The following is a 17,728-nucleotide window of genomic DNA, read 5'->3' as shown; positions in this document are numbered from 1 at the left end:
AAGGATTTAAGGAAGCGATTGCACAAAAACCAACGGATAATTTTTATTACTTAATTGCTTCATATAAGCAGCAGTTAAATAAGCAGAATATTGTTGATCTTGACTTAAATAAACTTTAAAAAAAGCGGTAGTTAAGGTATTATGATACCCTTCACTTAACTGTTTTAAATAGTCCCAAGTAATTCCTTGATTCATCCATCGGTTAAACAGTTCAAAGGTCACTCTCGTATGGGGAATTCCCGTCGCGACTGCAAAGTATTTATTCGGGGTTGCTAATTGCTTAAACCCAGGAACTTGTTCTAACACCAACGGAGTTAAAACATCTTCATTCGTTGCGTGCCAAAATACCGGAACTTGAACGTTACTCATGCCAACTTTTCCAAATATACTTTTCCCAAACGGAACAAATAAAAATAAAGCTTGAATGCGATCATCTTTAAAAGAATAGGTTTTTCGAGGTAATTCTAACGCCCGACATTGATAGAGGAGAGAAATATTAAACCGTTTATTGTCAGGGGTGCAATCTTGTTCTAATTGCTCAAAATTAATTTCTGCCCCTGCTAAGGCTAATGCCGTCGCACCTCCAAAGGAATAACCAAATAAACCGACTTTTTGCAAATTGAGTTGATGATTAAATTGACTTGAATTTAGGGTTTCAAGTTGATCTAAAATAAAGGTAATATCTAACGGTCGATCTATAAATTCCTGCACTTCAAAGTTATCTTGATGAATGCCCGCAAAAAAGTCTTGTTGCCATTTTTGGTTACTCCCAGGATGATCCGCAATGGCAACAGCAAAGCCTTCAGACGCGAGATTTTGAGCAAAATCACTAAAGCGATTTCTAGTAGCACCGATGCCGTTTGAAATGATAATTAAAGGAACTGAATCCTTCTGAATTTGTTGGGGTAAATATAAATCTAAAAAGAGTTGACGATTTCGACTTTTATCAACAAATTCTAAGGTTTGCTTAGTCACTTGAAAAGAACCATTTTGTCGTAAATCCGGCAGTTCATTGAAGTTTTGTACAGGTTGAATCTTCGCTTCCTCAACGGTCATCTCCATTAGAGAGTTAACTGAATTTTTCGTTTCTTGAATTAAGCTGAAAAGCTGCCTTCGCACCTCGATAATTTGATTAACATTAATTAAAATATCCGTGGGAAATTGTGCCAGAATATTAATCGGGGTTAACCCGTCGGGATGAACCGCCGCTGTTGCTAACGCAAGCCGCATTGCTTCTGCCCCATTTTCGCCTTGTTCAGTTTGAATAATTTCTCCAGCATTATCAAATAAACTTCTTCCCGCCTTAGCGACAAAAATGCGATTAATTTTAGTCGCATCCATCTCATAGCGAGTATTGAGAAAATTTCGTAACAATGCTTGCTGTTGAGGGCTTAAAAATTTCAGATAAATGCTTAATTCTTCTTCAGTTTTTCCCGTTTTAGCAAAAGTTTCTAATTCTTCAATCTCAATCGAAATTTTTGCAATACCATATTTAAAATCTATTCTTTCCGCCGTCTTCCCTGGTAAAATACTGAAAACGTTGACAAGCAAGCAGGTAGTGAGAGAAAGTAACAGTTTAGAATATCGCGTTTTCTGAAGAAGTATAATAGGCTTCATAACGATTAATAAATTTTATCTTTCACTGAGTCGCATTTTAGCATTGACAATCGCTCCAAAATCATGTAAGATGGACTGACGCAAAATTAAAAATCTAGTCTCGCCTTGGATTCTTTTAGGCGCTTCCTCATTCGTAAAATTCACGTCAGATTGTCACCCCTATGGAAGTCAAACCCATCGCAATTATTGGAATTGGATGTCGCTTTCCTGGTGCTAATAATCCGCAAGCATTTTGGAAACTATTGCAAGATGGGATTGATGTGATTACAGAAGTTCCGAAATCTCGATGGAACAACGATGAATTTTATCATCCAGATGCTACAATCCCGAATAAAACCAATAGTCGTTGGGGTGGATTTTTAGACCGAATCGATGAATTTGATCCGCATTTTTTTGGGATTTCGCCACGAGAAGCCCTCACCCTTGACCCGCAACATCGTTTATTAATGGAGGTGGCTTGGGAAGCGCTGGAAGATGCACTGCAAATTCCTGAACAGCTTGCCGGAAGCCAAACGGGGGTTTTTGTAGGCATTGGAACCCATGATTATTCGGTGCTGTTGTGGCAAAACCCCGTCAGCGATTCTCATGCTACCACAGGCACCGCTAACTGCATTGCGGCGAATCGTCTCTCCTACCTGTTCGATTTTAAGGGGCCAAGTTTAGCCGTTGATACCGCTTGTTCGTCGTCGTTGGTTGCTGTCCACCTCGCTTGTCAGAGTTTATGGCGCGGCGAGTCAACCTTGGCGTTAGCGGGTGGGGTGAATGGGTTGTTGATGCCAACGATTATGGTTGGGTTTAGCAAAAGCGGATTACTGTCCCCCGATGGCCGTTGCAAAACCTTTGATGCCAGTGCCAACGGCTATGTCCGCAGCGAAGGGGCGGGAATGGTGGTGTTAAAACCGTTGGAACAAGCGTTAACGGATGGCGACCCGATTTATGCAGTGATTCGGGGTAGTGCGGTGAATCAAGATGGCCACAGCAACGGCCTCAGCGCTCCTGATGTCGAAGCTCAGAAAGCGGTACTGCGCCAAGCCTACAGGGTGGCGGGGGTTTCGCCCGGTCAGGTGCAATATATTGAAGCGCACGGAACTGGAACGAAAGTGGGGGATGCGGTGGAATTGCAAGCGTTAGGGGAAGTTCTGGCTGAAAACCGTCCTGATGGGGAGTTCTGCGCCATTGGATCAGTGAAAACAAATATTGGACATTCAGAAACGGCCGCCGGAGTTGCCGGATTAATCAAGGCTGCTCTGATCCTTAAATATCGACAAATTCCGCCGAGTTTGCATTTCCAAAATCCCAATCCTGCGGTGAATTTTGAGCAACTACCACTCCGGGTGCAACAGCAGTTAACGCCTTGGCCCAACCCTTCTGATCCGGCGTTGGTGGGGGTTAGTTCCTTTGGGTTTGGGGGGACAAATGCCCATGTTGTGTTGCAAGCAAACGTAGAAACGCGCCAGAATGTAGAGACGCGCCATGGCGCGTCTCTACAGGGGTTGGGGACACCTCATCTATTAACAATTTCCGCAAAAACACAAGCCGCCTTCAAGGATTTAGCGCATCGATATGAAGTTTTTTTTAGGAATAATTCTGATATTTCTTTAAAGGATATTTGCTATTGTGCTAATACCAGGCGATCGCAATTTTCTCACCGCCTCACGATTATTGCTGACTCTCACCAACAATTTCAAGACCGCCTCAATGCTTTTGTTCATGATCAAGAAACTTCTGGAGTTCGCTACACAACCACCACTCCTAAAACGTCTCCCAAGATTGCCTTTTTATTTACAGGTCAAGGGTCTCAATATCTTAGGATGGGGCAAAAACTCTATGAAACTAATTTGATATTTCGCCAAACATTAGATCAATGTGATCAAATTCTCCGTCCTTATTTACAACAATCTTTATTATCCGTAATTTTCTCAGAAAATAACGATTTACACAAGACGGCTTACACCCAACCCGCTTTATTTTCCCTGGAATATGCGTTAGCTCAATTCTGGATATCTTTAGGCGTTACTCCCTCCGTTGTTCTCGGTCATAGTGTGGGGGAATATGTGGCGGCTTGTTTGGCGGGGGTGTTCAGTTTAGAAGATGGCTTAAAACTAATTGCCACTAGGGGAAAATTAATGCAAGCCTTACCCGAAAATGGGGGAATGGTTGCTATTTTTGCAGATGAAGAAACGGTGCGATCGCTTATTAAAGAAGATGCGACAATTGCCGCCTTTAATACTCCTAATACTCTTGTTATTTCTGGAACCCTTCAAAACCTTTCAAATATTATCGAAAAATGCAATAGCCAAAACATTAAAACCACCCCGTTAAACGTGTCTCATGGGTTCCATTCCCCGTTAATGACTCCCATGTTAGGAGAGTTTAGAAACATTGCATCAGAAATTACTTACCATCAACCGCAAATTCCGATTATTTCCAATGTTACCGGAACATCGATTCATCAGGATATTGCTACTCCTGAATATTGGTGTGAACATATTATTAAACCGGTTCGGTTTGCCGATAGTATTAGCACATTAAAGCAATTAGACGCTAAAATTTGGCTAGAAATCGGCCCTCAACCCGTTCTTTTGGGGATGGCGCGTTCTTGCGGTTCTGATCTTGATCAATCTTTGTTACCCAGTTTGCGTCCTGAACAAGAATTACAGCAAGTTTTATCGAGTTTAAGCGAACTTTATCTTCAAGGAATCTCAATTAATTGGGCTAAATTAGATCCAGATTATATTCCTTATTTAATACAACTTCCCACCTATCCCTTTCAACGTCAATCCTATTGGTGGTCAACGGCTAAATTTAACCCTCAAAAATCTCTGACTGTTTCTCCTTCTCTGCATCCCTTATTAGGAGAAAAGTTACAGTTAGCAGGAACAACAGAAATCCGCTTTCAGTCTCGGTTGAGTTCCCAGTCTCCCCATTATTTACAAGATCATTGTTTGTTTTCTCAGCCTGTTTTACCTGCAACTGCTTATCTGGAAATCATCTTAGCAGCAATCAAGGCAATTCGAGAAGACGTTACCTTATCTCAATTAACCATAGAACAACCGCTAAAGTTATCCCCCACAGAAACAACCGTTCAAGTTATTTTAACTCCCAAATCTCAGGGAGAATATGAATTTAAAATTTATAGTTTTATCGCAGAAGAAAATATCCCCTTAACAGAAACCCTTCACGCTAGGGGACGCTTAACCCAAACTAACTTAGAAAATAGGCAATTCAGGAATAATTCCCTTCAACGAGAAGGGGGAGAACTTGCCTCTATTCCCGACTATTATGAACAAGTCAAAAAACAGGGGCTTAATTATGGTAAATCCTTTCAAGCGATCGCCCAAATTTGGCAAAAAGAAAACGAAGCATTAGGCTTAATTCAATTACCCGAAGGGTTAAGAACTGAAACCGATCCCTATACCTTGCATCCGGTTTTATTAGATGCTTGTTTCCAAGTTTTAGGTACAATTTTACTTAAACAAAGCGATCGCACAACCTATCTACCCGTCAGTATCGAAAATCTGCATATTTATCAACGACCAAGCGATAAGGTCTGGAGTTCTGTTAAAATCAAAACGATTAATTCTCAACAAATCACTGCCCAACTTCAACTATTCGATGATAACGGAACAATATTAGCAGAAATTGAAACGTTAACGCTACGGGCAATTAACCTAAAATCCTTACAAGAACTCATTCAAATTTCCGATAGTTCCTCCCCAGAATTGCCAGATTTATATCGGTTAACTTGGAAACCTAAACCCCGTTTATCTGCTAGCCAAACTCGTAAAACCGCCAATTGGCTGATTGTTTCAGACTGTCCAAAATTCGGCGTGAAATTAGCTAAAAGTTTAGAGGAAAAAGGCGATCGCTGTTCTATTATTTACCCTCAAAACGTCTCAGGACAACTACAACCTTGTGACCAGATTATTTACCTCTGGAGTTCTGATCAAACCTTTGACGAAACAGGCGCGAGTTTACTTAATCTGGTTCAACGTATTACTCAGCAACCAGGGATAACACCCCCTCGACTTTGGATCGTGACTTATTCCTCTCATTTATCCAAACAAACAAAACATTATGCGTTTGGGTTAGCAAAAGTCATCCGTTTAGAACATCCAAATTTACCCTGTATTTGTATTGATTTGGAGTCATTTAAGTTAATTTTACCCGCAAGCCAAAAGACGTTAAAACCAAACGATAGTTCAAACCAAAATTTCCAAACTTTATTAGAAGAATTAGAAAACCCCGACGAAGAAAACCAAATTGCCTACCGTCAGGGAGTCCGTTATGTCCCTCGGTTAAACGCTTATCAACCTGATCGTAAAACTTTAGAACCTTATCAACTCAAAATTGCTAATCTTGGAACCTTAGATCACTTTGATTTTGTTCCTTTAACCCGAAAAAAACCTGGTTTTGGAGAAGTAGAAATCCAAGTTCGGGCGGTGGGATTGAATTTTCGAGATGTTCTCAACGGGTTGGGAATGTTGAATCAATATTTAGAACAAATGGGAATTTCTAACGCTTCAGAAATTCCGTTAGGAGGGGAATGTTCAGGAATGATTGTTGCCGTTGGGACAGGCGTTAAAAACTTAAACATTGGAGATGAAGTGATCGCAGCCCCTGCGTTGGGAAGTTTAGGCAGTTATATTACCGTTAATCATCAATTTGTTATTCCTAAACCGACTCATATTAATTTTGCTGAAGCCGCTACCCTTTCCACCGCCTTTTTAACTGCTTATTATGCCTTAATTGTCCAAGCTCAATTAAAACCTGGCGATCGCATTTTAATTCATGCCGCTTCTGGGGGAGTCGGTCAAGCTGCCATTCAAATTGCCCAACAAATGGGGGCAGAAATTTACGCCACGGCATCCCCAGGAAAGCAAGAGTTTCTCAAGTCAATAGGGATTAAATTTGTGATGAACTCCCGAACTTTAGCCTTTGCTGACGAAATTCGCGAGTTGACAAACAATCAAGGCGTTGATGTCGTTCTCAATAGTTTAAATGGAGAATTCATCCCCAAAAGTTTAGAAATTTTATCTGCCAATGGTCGGTTTATTGAAATTGGGAAAATCGGAATTTGGACTCAACAGCAAGTTCAAGAAAAACGGGCTGATATTACCTATAAAGCCTTTGATTTATTAGAAATTGCGGAACAAAACCCCCAGTTAATCAACCAAATGTTAACGGAATTAATGCCTGGGTTTGAAGAAAAACAATTACAACCTCTTCCTTATACTGTTTTTCCCGTTGAAGAGGCTTCAAATGCCTTCCGATATATGGCGCAAGCAAAACATATCGGAAAAGTTGTGATGACGTTACCCCCACCCATTCAAGACATAACGATTCGAGAAGATAGTACCTATTTAATTACCGGAGGATTAGGGGCATTAGGGTTACAAGTTGCCCAATGGTTGGTGACAAAACAGGCAAAAAATCTATTATTAGTTGGACGCAGTGAACCTTCTCAACACGCTAAAAATGTTATTGAAAAGTTAAAAAATCAAGGCGTTACGATTCAAGTCATCAAAGCAGATATTACGGATTTAGAAGCCGTTGAAACGGTCATTAAACCCTATACCATTTCTAATCAATTACCGCCACTACGGGGGATTATTCATGCCGCAGGGGTTCTGAATGATGGCATTCTGGAAAAACAAACTTGGGAACGATTTAGAGAGGTTTTAGCCCCCAAAGTAACCGGAACTTGGAATTTACACACCGCCACTTTAAATTTACCCCTCGATTTTTTTGTGTGTTTCTCTTCAATTACTGCCTTAATCGGTTCCCCCGGTCAAAGCAATTATGTGGCTGCAAATTCGATCATGGATGGGTTAATGGAATATCGCCGCCAACTCGGTTTACCAGGGTTAAGTATTAACTGGGGTGCTTGGGATGAAGCCGGAATGGCAGCCCAATTAAGCAATCAAAATCAAGGGCGATTATTAGCGCAGGGAATGAAAGCGATCGCACCCCAACAAGGATTAAAAATTCTTGATCAATTACTGTCTGAAACTATCCACCAAATCGGCGTATTTTCTGTTGATTGGTCAGCTTTTACCCAACAAGTGCCGGATAGTGTTGCTTTTCCCTTCTTAGAAGATCTGATTTCCCAGGATAAGGCAACTGAACCCGAAGTTAATTCTAACCCAAAATTAGACTTTTTACAACAGTTAGCAACAACTTCAACGTCTGACCGTAAAACAATTTTATCGGAAAAAATACGAAGCGAACTGGCAACCGTTTTAGGGTATAGTTCCCCTGAATCTATTAACTTAGAAGATAATCTCAGCGATTTAGGAATGGATTCTTTAATGGCGGTTGAATTCAAGAACCGTTTACAAAATTGTTTGGGTAGTACATTTTCCCTCAGTTCAGTCTTTGATTATCCTGATTTAGAAGCATTGGTTGATTATTTCTTAACCGATGTTCTCAGCGAAGATGTATTAAATCAATCTCTTAAAACCCGTCGTATTGTTACCCCAACCCCGCCCTCCAAACCCTTAACCCCGCCACCGCCTACCCCTGAAATAATTGCAGAAGAAATTCCCGCAGAATATTATCAATTTGAACGCTCTCCTGAATATTTAACCTTAGAACGAGATGTGGAAAAAGCCGAAAAATTAGGCAATCCTTTCTTTAGGATTTATGATAGTGTTGCCCGTGAAACTATTCAAGTTGAAGGGCAAGAATTAATTAATTATGCCAGTTATAATTATTTAGGACTCTGTGGTGATCCGCAGGTTTCAGAACTGGCAAAAACAGCCATTGAACATTATGGCACGTCCGTTTCTGCGAGTCGAATTGTGGCTGGAGAGCGATCGCTTCATCAAGAATTGGAGCAAGAAATCGCTCAATTCTTAGGAACAGAAGACTGTATTGTTTATATTGGCGGTCATGCCACGAACGTTTCAACCATTGGGCATTTATTCGGCGAAAAAGACTTAATTCTTTATGATGCCCTCAGCCATAATAGTATTCGCCAAGGGTGTCTGTTATCCGGTTCAACTTCAATTGAATTTCCCCATAATGATTGGCAAAGTTTAGAGAAACTATTACAACAAAAACGGCGACAATTTGAAAAAGTGTTAATTGTGATTGAAGGCATTTATAGTACAGAAGGCGATATTGCCCCGTTACCGGAAATTGTTGCCTTGAAAAAGCAATATAAAACCTTTTTAATGGTGGATGAAGCCCATTCAATCGGCGTATTAGGTCAGCAGGGGCGAGGCATTAGTGAATATTTTAAAATTCCCGCTTCAGACGTTGATTTATGGATGGGAACTTTAAGTAAATCTTTTGCCAGTTGTGGGGGTTATATTGCGGGAAGTAAGCAACTGATTAAATATTTAAAATATACCGCCCCTGGTTTTGTCTTCAGCGTTGGGATGTCTCCCCCTAACACCGCCGCCGCCCTTGCTGCTTTGCGGATTTTGCAAAAAGAACCCCAACGGGTTAGACATTTATGCGATCGCGCTCAACGGTTTTTAACCTTAGCAAAACAACAGGGACTTAATACGGGAATTAGTCAAAATTCTCCGATTATTCCGATTATTGTCGGGGAATCTCAAAAAGCGGTCACACTCTCTCAAGCGTTATTTAAACGGGGAATTAATGTTTACCCAATGGTTTATCCTTCTGTTCCTTATAATGGCGCTCGTTTACGGTTTTTTATGACCGCAACTCACACCGAAGATCAAATTGAATTTACGATCAAAACTTTAGTTGAGGAGATCCAAAAGTAATGTTATCGAATGGGATTCTGAACTTTTTTAATTTTCCAAAGGGCTAGATAACGATCATTTGGGGTTAATAAATCCGGTTTATAAATTTCCTCTAAATCAAACTGACTTTCTTGATTACTTGTATCTTTTAATAGAGAAGAAGGATTAAATAAAAGTAAGGATTGATCAGGATTTAAAATTTGTTCTAAATCCGTTTGAGGTAATAAATAAATGGTTAGATTCGGGTTAAGTTGATAACTTAAGGATAAAATATCAAAAATTTGTTGCGTTTCGGTGATTAATACCGGAGATTCACTTTGGTTAATTAAACGAGCTATTGTCAGATTATGCCGATTTCGACCTTTTTGGTAAATGGGAACCGCCTCTTGATATAAAATACAAGAAATTAAACCAACTGATAGGATCAGTATTAAAATAAACTGCCAAAATTGACGTTTTTTAATCGAATGAAAATCAAAAATTTGAGTAGCGAGTAAGTAAGCAACCGCTAACAATAAACCCAGATAACAAGGAATCAGATATCGAGAGGTTGCTGAAGCTTGTCCTTGGGAAATCCAATCGATTAACAATAATAGTAAAGGATTCACTAAAATTAAACAAAAAACGAATAACCAGATTGATTGAGGTGTTTTTTGATACAGGAAGTAACAAGCGAATGTTATTAACCCTAAAACAAAAATGGTGAGGAGAGATCCTAAGATCATAACGAACAAGCTGGGTTGTTCTGAACTTAGAAAATCAAAAAATAAAATTGAAAGGCTATAAATAAAAATAGCAACTTTTGGTAAAAACTCCATAGGTGCTTTCACCCAGGTCGTATTATCCTGGAGTTGTCGCCAGTTCAAGATAATTATCATCATCCAAGGAAGAAAAGCGAGTAATCCTAAGCCAGAATAAACGCTATAATTCTTAACCAGCTTTGTTAATTTTAATTTTTCGAGGGTTAGAATATAAAGGGTTGAACTGATTAAGGTAAAACCTGAGAATAAAGACGTATATAACCCTAAAATTAAGCTGAAGGTATATGCTAACCAAGATTTAGGATGATTGAGGCGAATTGCTTTTAATAAGGTTAAACTGGATAATAGAAGAGTTAACATCCATAAACTATAGGGACGAGCTTCTTGAGCATAAGCCATAAAAAAGGGAGAAACCGCAAACAACATAACGGCTATTTTTCCGACTTCTACAACTTTAAATAATTCTAAACACAATAGATATAATAACGGGAAACACAAAATATTCAATAAAACCGATAAAGTTCGGATGACGACGACCGAACTTCCAAAGATTTGTTGCCAAATTCTGAGGAGAATAAAATATAAAGGCGCGTGTTCTGGACTTTGAGTTAAGGCAGAAATTGTATCTTTCCAGTTTCGGTCAGGATTTAATTGTTGATATTGTTTTAATTCCTGAATCGTAATAGAATCTCGTTGAGAGATGTCTTGAATCAACGCTTGTCGAGTGTAACCAGAAACTCTTAAAGAGGTAGAAACTTCATCAACCCAATACACTTTTTCTCCTAAATTAATTACTCGGAGTCCTAAGCTGATGAGTACAATAATTAATAGTAAAACGGTCAAGGGTTGATGTCGGATAGCTTTTAGGTGATTCATCTTTTAAGTTCCTTTTGGGTTATACAAGTTGTATCTAATACTTGAAAATTTGAGTGAGTAAAAACTGAACAAGGTTCTATTAAGGGAGTAATCGCTAATTTTTTTTCTTGTTTAAGCTGTTCAACGGTTTCCAAAACTACTTTTTTAAATGAACTGTTCACAAGCCAAGGCTTTTCTAATAAGTAATTGGGGTTATTAAAATTAAATTCCAGTAGCAAAAAATTAATGTTATATTGATTAATAAAATTAGTAATTACCTCTAAATCAGAACTATACTGAGCTTTAATTAAATCAATGGTTCGCTGTTCAATTTCCTGATAATATTTGATATGATGGGGAAGGGCAAACTCTCCACCCACTAAAACGGAACGTTGGGAAAAGGCTGGTAAATTATCGATTTCATCCGCTAAAGATGCAATTAAGGTGTCTTTCGGCTGAGTTGAAAAAAATTGATACAGTTCAGGATATTCACCCATAACCCATCCTTGGAAAATAAACGGAACAATTGGAATAAACGGTAAGATTAAAGAAGCGGTGAGGACTATTGCTGCGATTCTCAAACTGATGATTTGTAAAGGTTGGCTTTTAGGTGATTCTCTTTGCAGTTTGTGGTAAAAATTTACGCCATAATCTAACAAAATAAACAAAACAATCCCTGAACTTATTGCCATTATAAAAATAAAGCTATGGTAAGTATAGCGACTGGGAAAGTAAAGTTTAAATAGGAAAATATGAGCCAGAAAAAACAGACCTAAAGAAGCTAAAATTAGAGAGAATAAAATCTGGATTTTAGAGGTAATGAACTGGGTTAAGGGAAGTTTAAGCTTTAAGAATAACGGTAAAGCTAAACTCAATAAAATCGGGAAAGGATATAAGGGAAGATTTAAGCCACTATTCCCATCGAGAATAAAATAAAGAAGGTTGACCCCGAAATATTCGACCCGTCCGTTTAAACCGAATTCTGGCATTATTTTCATCTGTGCGTTATTAAAGGTTTCACCAAATTCGGATAGTTGGACAGCAAAAATAGAAAGAATAATCGCAGCAATAATGAGTCCTGACATCCAAAAAATATAGTTTTCTTTGTTTTTGGAAAGCCGAAGTGCTTTCCCTTTCAATTGAAATAGTTGAACGGTAAGCAATGCTAACGCAACGAATAAAAACTGGGGAAAAAATAAGCCTAGCAAGGCTAGGGTTAATAGGGTGTAAAAAAGCGATCGCTTAATTAAATAATACATAAAAGCTGCAAAAATTGGATATAAAAAAGCTCTCGGTGTTGCTGAAATTAAATCATCATTCATCCAGAGATTTTCATTTAAAATTAATATTCCTAAAAATGCTGCTTCTGGACGGGGGAAAATATTAAGAGAAACGTGAAAAATATAAACAGTTGTGATTAATGCTAAAACAGTGGGTAAAATTTTCGCAAGCGTAATAGCACCGATTCCCATTTGAGCGATTAACCAATAAATAAACTTATATCCAGCAGGCGCAACACCATAAAAATAATCAGCAATAAAATCTTCCGTAAACAATTGCAAATCAACGAATTTTTGTAACCAAACTACATGATGTCTAGCATCATCTTGAATAAGATAAGGATGAATTAGATAAAAACCTATGGACATTAATCCAAAATAAATCGGAATTAATAAACTGAGTATTAACCAAAATCGAGTTGAGCGATTTTTAAAGAAATTAAAAAGGTAAATCGAAGTTATAATTTTATTTTCGCTCATTGTTTTTAAATGAACTGAACATGAAAATTGCAATCATTAGCTCAGGATTTCTTCCCGTCGTTGATGGCGTGACCATAACAGTTTTTCAGCGAATTCAAAAGCTGAGTCAACTCGGACATCAGGTTTTATTATTTTGTCCTGATTATAGTGCATTACCAACCATTTATCCCCATTGGAAAGATTATACCGGAGATATTTTACCTGGAGTTCGGGTTATTAATTTAGACAGTACCGCCTTTATGGGGGTTGATTTTGAACGGAATGTGAGCCAAAAATCTTATCAAATGGTATTAGAAGAATTAGAACAGTTTCAACCAGAGATTATTCATGTTGATGAACCGGAAAGACTTTGGTTAGGGTTTTTAAAACGACCTGGAATCGATTTTTCTAAACAATATAATATTCCCTGTGTGAGTTTCTTTCATAGTAATTTAATGGAATATTTAGAGGATTATTTACCGTTACCATCCGTTATTATTGCAGGAATTCAGTTTTTATTAAAATTTCATTTTAGATGGACGTATAACGGCTATAATGCCACGTTAACCGCTAGTTCCTCTAGTGCTAAAAAATTGGTTAAAGTGGGACTGCATAATGTAATTTATGGGAATTTATTAGGGATTGATTTAGAACAATTTAATCCCCACAAACGGGAAGACAACTTTTTTGCTAAACATTATCATTTATCTAATGTTGATGACAAGGTTAAACTCATCTTTTTAGGACGGTTAACGCCTGATAAGGGGTGGAAGTTTACCCTTAAAGCTTTAGCAAAAATACAAGAATTGATTGATTTAGATCAAGTTAGTTTTATAATTGCAGGGGATGGGGAATTGAAAGATGAAATTGCTCAGAACTTTAAATTTTTTACCGCTAATATTCATTTTTTAGGACGGCTAGAACCGAGTCAAGTTGCAGGACTTTTAGCGAATAGTGATATCCATATTACGACATCGGAAAAGGAAACCAGAGGGTTAACCATCTTAGAAGCATTTGCATCCGGTATTCCGGTTTTAGCACCTGCTGCGGGTGGGGTTATTGATAGTATTGAATCGGGGAAAAATGGGTTATTATTTACACCTAAAAATGCTGATGATTTTGCTAAAAAGTTAAAGGTTTTAGTGGAGAATTCAGAGTTGCGGGAACAAATGGGACAGCAAGGGAGAGAAACTGTTCAAGATTGTAGTTGGGATGAGGCGGTTCAAAATTTATTAGAGATTTGGAAACAACAAATTGAGCAGAAGTAATACAAGGGAAGTGAAGCAATCTAAAAGGTTTTGAGATTGCTTCGTTTCTCTCACAATGACAATAAAATTAATTACGACGTTCGGATTCTTTCTTAATGGCTTCTAACGTCATTTTCAATGTATTTTCATAGATAGTATAAAATAAAGCTCTGGTGCGGGTTGAACCGGGATCAACATTAACTTGATGCTGAATAATCACTTGTTTAGAGGAAATCGGTTCAATTGTCCAGCTTCCTTGTAACGATTTCACCTCTCCTTCAACAAGTTTAAATGCAATTTGTTTAGGATAAGTTTCGCTGGCTGAAAGGCGAATTCGGCTTGTTTCATCAACAATAAGTGCTTTAATTCTATACACTTGTTCAAAGACTTTTTGATTTCCTTGAACTTTTAACAGTTTGCTACTGGTAACATTGGGTAAAAATCGATAAAAATTATTATAATCTGTTAACACTTTCCAAGCGGTATCCGCAGAGCTATTGACAACAATTTTAACCACATATTGCCCATTTCTTCCGGTTAATATTGCCCGTTGAGGCTGGCTGGCTAACAGAACAGGATTAAGGCGTTCAGCAACTGCAACAGGGCTATTGATCAAGGTGAAACTTAAACCAATAGCAGACATAAAGGTAATCCAAGATTGCCAAGAGTTTTGAGACTTAAAAAACATCTATTGGTAGTGGCGCTGAGAGCGCGGCACACAAAGATTAACCTGGTCAATTATATCAAAAACTAGATCCAAAATTGTTGTCTCTGAAACGGATAATTAGGTAACACCACTTTACAACCTGAATAACCTTGATAGAATTTCTCCCAATTAACCGACCCTCCATTAACGTAAAATTCTGCTAAATCAAATAATAATTTTGCGTCATTTTGTAAGGATAGAAACTCTAGGTCTGGGAAAAAACGATGATTAACTTGATTTTCCCGCACTCGTCCTTGAAATAGTCCTTCTGGGGTTCCTCCACTACAAAATTGAGTGAATTGTTGTTGTAATTCTTGTTTAGATCGGGTAATAATAGCTAATCGATGGTTAAAATGCGATCGCCCGATATTCGCAGTAAAACAAATATCGGCTAAAGCGTGATTCCTATTATTTTTTAAGTAATTTTGATATCGGACAGCTAACTGTTGTAAAGCGGTTGAAGTTTTTGCCGATAAAGTTAATAGATTAACAGGGGGTTCTGTTGTTATTGATTTTGCCTCTAATAACGGAGCTTCTGCTAAGATTACATGGGCATTAGTTCCGCTAAATCCGAAGGAACTGACCCCTGCTATTCGGTCTTGATTTCCTCTCACCCAAGGTAAAATAACGGTTGGAACTTTAACCGCTATTTTATCCCAATCAATATGAGAATTAGGGGTATTAAAATGTAAATGAGGTGGAATTTCTTGATGTTGTAAGGCTAAAATAACTTTAATTAATCCAGCCATTCCTGCCGCCGCTTCCAAGTGACCAATATTAGTTTTAACAGAAGCGATAATTAAAGGAAAATGATTCGCTCTATTGTCGCCATAAACAATATTTAAAGCATTCACTTCAATCGGATCTCCTAATGGGGTTCCAGTGCCATGAGTTTCAATATAACTAACTTGTTCCGGCTTGACTCGACCATTCTCTAACGCTTGCCGAATCACGGTTTGCTGGGCGCGACCATTGGGAACTGTTAAGCCACTGGTACGACCATCATGGTTAACGGCAGAACCCCGAATAATCGCTAATATATTATCATTTGAAGCGATCGCATCGTTTAACCGTTTTAATACAATGACCCCGCAACCTTCCCCTCGAACAAATCCATCCGCCGCCTGATCAAATGTTTTACAACGTCCTTCTGGGGATAACATTTTTGCCCTAGAAAAGTTAATGCTCATTTGAGGAGAAATAATTCGGTTAACGCCTGCTGCGATCGCCAGATTACACTCCTGATTTCTTAAACTTTGGCAAGCGGAATGAACGGCAACTAATGAAGAGGAACAAGCGGTATCTAATGCTAAACTAGCGCCAGTAAAACCAAAGCTATAGGAAATTCGACCCGCCGCCAAGCTATGGGAATTTCCAGTAGCAAGATAGGCGTCAATTTCAGTGTTTTGGCGGCTGAGTAACCGATGCCAATAATCGTTTGCACAGATGCCAACAAAGACTCCGGTTTGGGTTCCCACGAGGCGATCAACGGCTAAACTCGCATTTTCTAATGCTTCCCAACTCACTTCTAAAAGCAGGCGTTGTTGGGGGTCGAGACTGGCGGCTTCTCTGGGAGAAATGCGGAAAAATTGAGCATCAAAATCCTGTAAATTGCCGACAAACCCCCCAGACGGTTACAAATCGTTCCTGGGGTGTCGGGGTTTGGATGATAGTATTCATCGATATTCCAGCGATCTTGGGGAACAGGTGCGATCGCATCAACGCCATTCCGCAGCAGTTGCCAAAATTGTTCGGGACTCTCCACACCCCCCGGAAAACGGCATCCCGTCCCAATAATGGCAATGGGTTGATGGTGGCGGTTTTCCAGCGCTTCTAGTTTGGCTTGCATTTGTTCGAGGGCCAAAAGTGCTCGTTTGGTTGGGGATAGTTCAGTCGGTGGGGTCATGGTTGAGGGTTGATGCAGTTAAAGTTATTTGAATTAAATTATATTAAGCTGTTGTGTATTTAAACTGTGATTATAGCATTACCTTTGTTTTTAAGTTTACGTCCCCATTTAATAGACATCTCCAAAATAGAAAAAAGGAGGGGTAAAAAGATGATAAAATTAAATTTTACCCCGGATTAGAGATGAGTAAATTAAGAGACTATCTGGACAAGAATCCCCAGCAAGCAAAAAGGCTATTAGGGATGGAATATGAACAGATGATAGAACTCATTCAAGCTGCGGAGTTATTAGAAGAAGAAAAACGACAGGAAAAAGAAAAAACTAAAATCAGGTTGATTAAAGCAGGTGGGGGTCGTCGGCAGAAATTATCTGTGGAGGAACAAATCTTACTGACTCTAATTTATCTGCATCAAATGCCGACATTTCAAATGTTAGGGTTACAGTTTGAAGTCAGTGAATCAACAGCGAATGATATTTTCCATAACTGGATAAAAATCTTGAGAGAATTACTACCAGCGAGTTTGCTAGAGCAAGTAAAAAAAAACGAGAGTGATTGGGAGTGGGTAGAAAAAATTCTGGTGGAATTTGAGTTAGTAGTAGATAGCTATGAACAGCCCAGGGAAAGACCAACAGACAATGAAGAGCAGAAAAAATATTACTCAGGAAAGAAAAAGACACATACCTTTAAAAATCAAGTCATTGTCATGCCAAACGGAAAAGAAATAGTGGATGTAGCTGTGGGTTATACCGGAGCAACAAGTGATCTGAAATTGTGGAGAGAAAGAAGCCAGGAATTGGGGAATAATCAAAAATACAGAGGGGATAAAGCTTATGTAGGAGAAACAGCAATTAATACACCGTATAAGAAACCGAGGAATCAAGAGATGTCGGCGGAAAAGCGAGAAGAAAATCGGTTAAAAGCCCAACAAAGGATTGTAGTTGAACATTTAATAAGACTGATAAAAATTTATCGAGTTGCTTCAGAAAGATTTCGGTTAAAGAGGCAAAATTATGAAGCAGTAATCTTGACAGTATGTGGATTAATAAGATGGCGAATAGGAGCGATTGTATTACCATCTAAGAATTGCCCAGAATTCTTTTGAGAAATAATTGTATATCAGAGATAAAATTCATTAGTTATTATTAATGTGACTGAAAAAGCCTATGAATCCGTTA

At 38.6% G+C, this 17,728-nt stretch carries 8 protein-coding genes and 1 pseudogene; 3 read left to right on the top strand and 6 right to left on the bottom strand.

The window, feature by feature from the left end; all coding sequences use genetic code 11:
- Window positions 1-6 precede the first annotated feature (6 nt).
- Window positions 7-1,617, bottom strand: coding sequence for an alpha/beta hydrolase (locus NMK36_RS05585; RefSeq protein ID WP_254173225.1), 1,611 nt, complete (start codon window positions 1,615-1,617; stop codon window positions 7-9).
- Window positions 1,618-1,778: 161 nt separating this feature from the next.
- On the opposite strand from NMK36_RS05585, the gene NMK36_RS05580 reads away from it, so the two are divergent.
- Complete coding sequence (locus NMK36_RS05580; protein ID WP_254173224.1) at window positions 1,779-9,359, top strand: type I polyketide synthase; 7,581 nt, start codon at window positions 1,779-1,781, stop codon at window positions 9,357-9,359.
- A gap of 2 nt (window positions 9,360-9,361) precedes the next feature.
- Here the strand turns inward: NMK36_RS05580 and NMK36_RS05575 are convergent, their stop codons facing one another.
- Both NMK36_RS05575 and NMK36_RS05570 read right to left on the bottom strand, forming a co-directional pair.
- Window positions 9,362-10,975: a glycosyltransferase family 39 protein gene (locus NMK36_RS05575; protein ID WP_254173223.1), complete on the bottom strand. Its 1,614-nt coding sequence runs from the start codon at window positions 10,973-10,975 to the stop codon at window positions 9,362-9,364.
- On the bottom strand, window positions 10,972-12,714 hold the full coding sequence (locus tag NMK36_RS05570; protein ID WP_254173222.1) for a hypothetical protein: 1,743 nt from the start codon (window positions 12,712-12,714) through the stop codon (window positions 10,972-10,974). The genes NMK36_RS05575 and NMK36_RS05570 overlap by 4 nt, the downstream gene beginning before the upstream one ends.
- 20 nt (window positions 12,715-12,734) lie before the next feature.
- Between NMK36_RS05570 and NMK36_RS05565 the strand changes: the two genes are divergently transcribed.
- Window positions 12,735-13,961, top strand: coding sequence for a glycosyltransferase (locus NMK36_RS05565; RefSeq protein ID WP_254173221.1), 1,227 nt, complete (start codon window positions 12,735-12,737; stop codon window positions 13,959-13,961).
- A gap of 67 nt (window positions 13,962-14,028) precedes the next feature.
- On the opposite strand, the gene NMK36_RS05560 is transcribed toward NMK36_RS05565, so the two are convergent.
- The 3 genes and pseudogenes from NMK36_RS05560 to NMK36_RS05550 form a co-directional block, all read right to left on the bottom strand.
- Window positions 14,029-14,583 carry an SRPBCC family protein gene (locus NMK36_RS05560; RefSeq protein ID WP_254173220.1) on the bottom strand — a complete coding sequence of 185 codons (555 nt, stop codon included), beginning with the start codon at window positions 14,581-14,583 and terminating at the stop codon, window positions 14,029-14,031.
- A 107-nt stretch (window positions 14,584-14,690) separates the two neighbouring features.
- The gene (locus tag NMK36_RS05555) at window positions 14,691-15,311 is read right to left on the bottom strand and encodes a CurL C-terminal domain-containing protein (RefSeq protein ID WP_438822837.1); all 621 of its coding nucleotides are present in this window, start codon (window positions 15,309-15,311) and stop codon (window positions 14,691-14,693) included.
- 30 nt (window positions 15,312-15,341) lie between these two features.
- A pseudogene (locus tag NMK36_RS05550) lies at window positions 15,342-16,495 on the bottom strand (type I polyketide synthase); the annotation flags it as partial.
- A gap of 239 nt (window positions 16,496-16,734) precedes the next feature.
- Between NMK36_RS05550 and NMK36_RS05545 the strand changes: the two are divergent.
- Window positions 16,735-17,655: an IS5/IS1182 family transposase gene (locus NMK36_RS05545; protein WP_072717485.1), complete on the top strand. Its 921-nt coding sequence runs from the start codon at window positions 16,735-16,737 to the stop codon at window positions 17,653-17,655.
- The last annotated feature ends 73 nt before the right edge of the window (window positions 17,656-17,728 follow it).

The sequence above is a fragment of the Planktothrix pseudagardhii genome (genome assembly GCF_904830925.1).
Classification (GTDB): domain Bacteria; phylum Cyanobacteriota; class Cyanobacteriia; order Cyanobacteriales; family Microcoleaceae; genus Planktothrix; species Planktothrix tepida.
The sequence above is the reverse complement of the archived record's forward strand: the minus strand, read 5'-3'. Positions and strand labels throughout refer to the sequence as shown.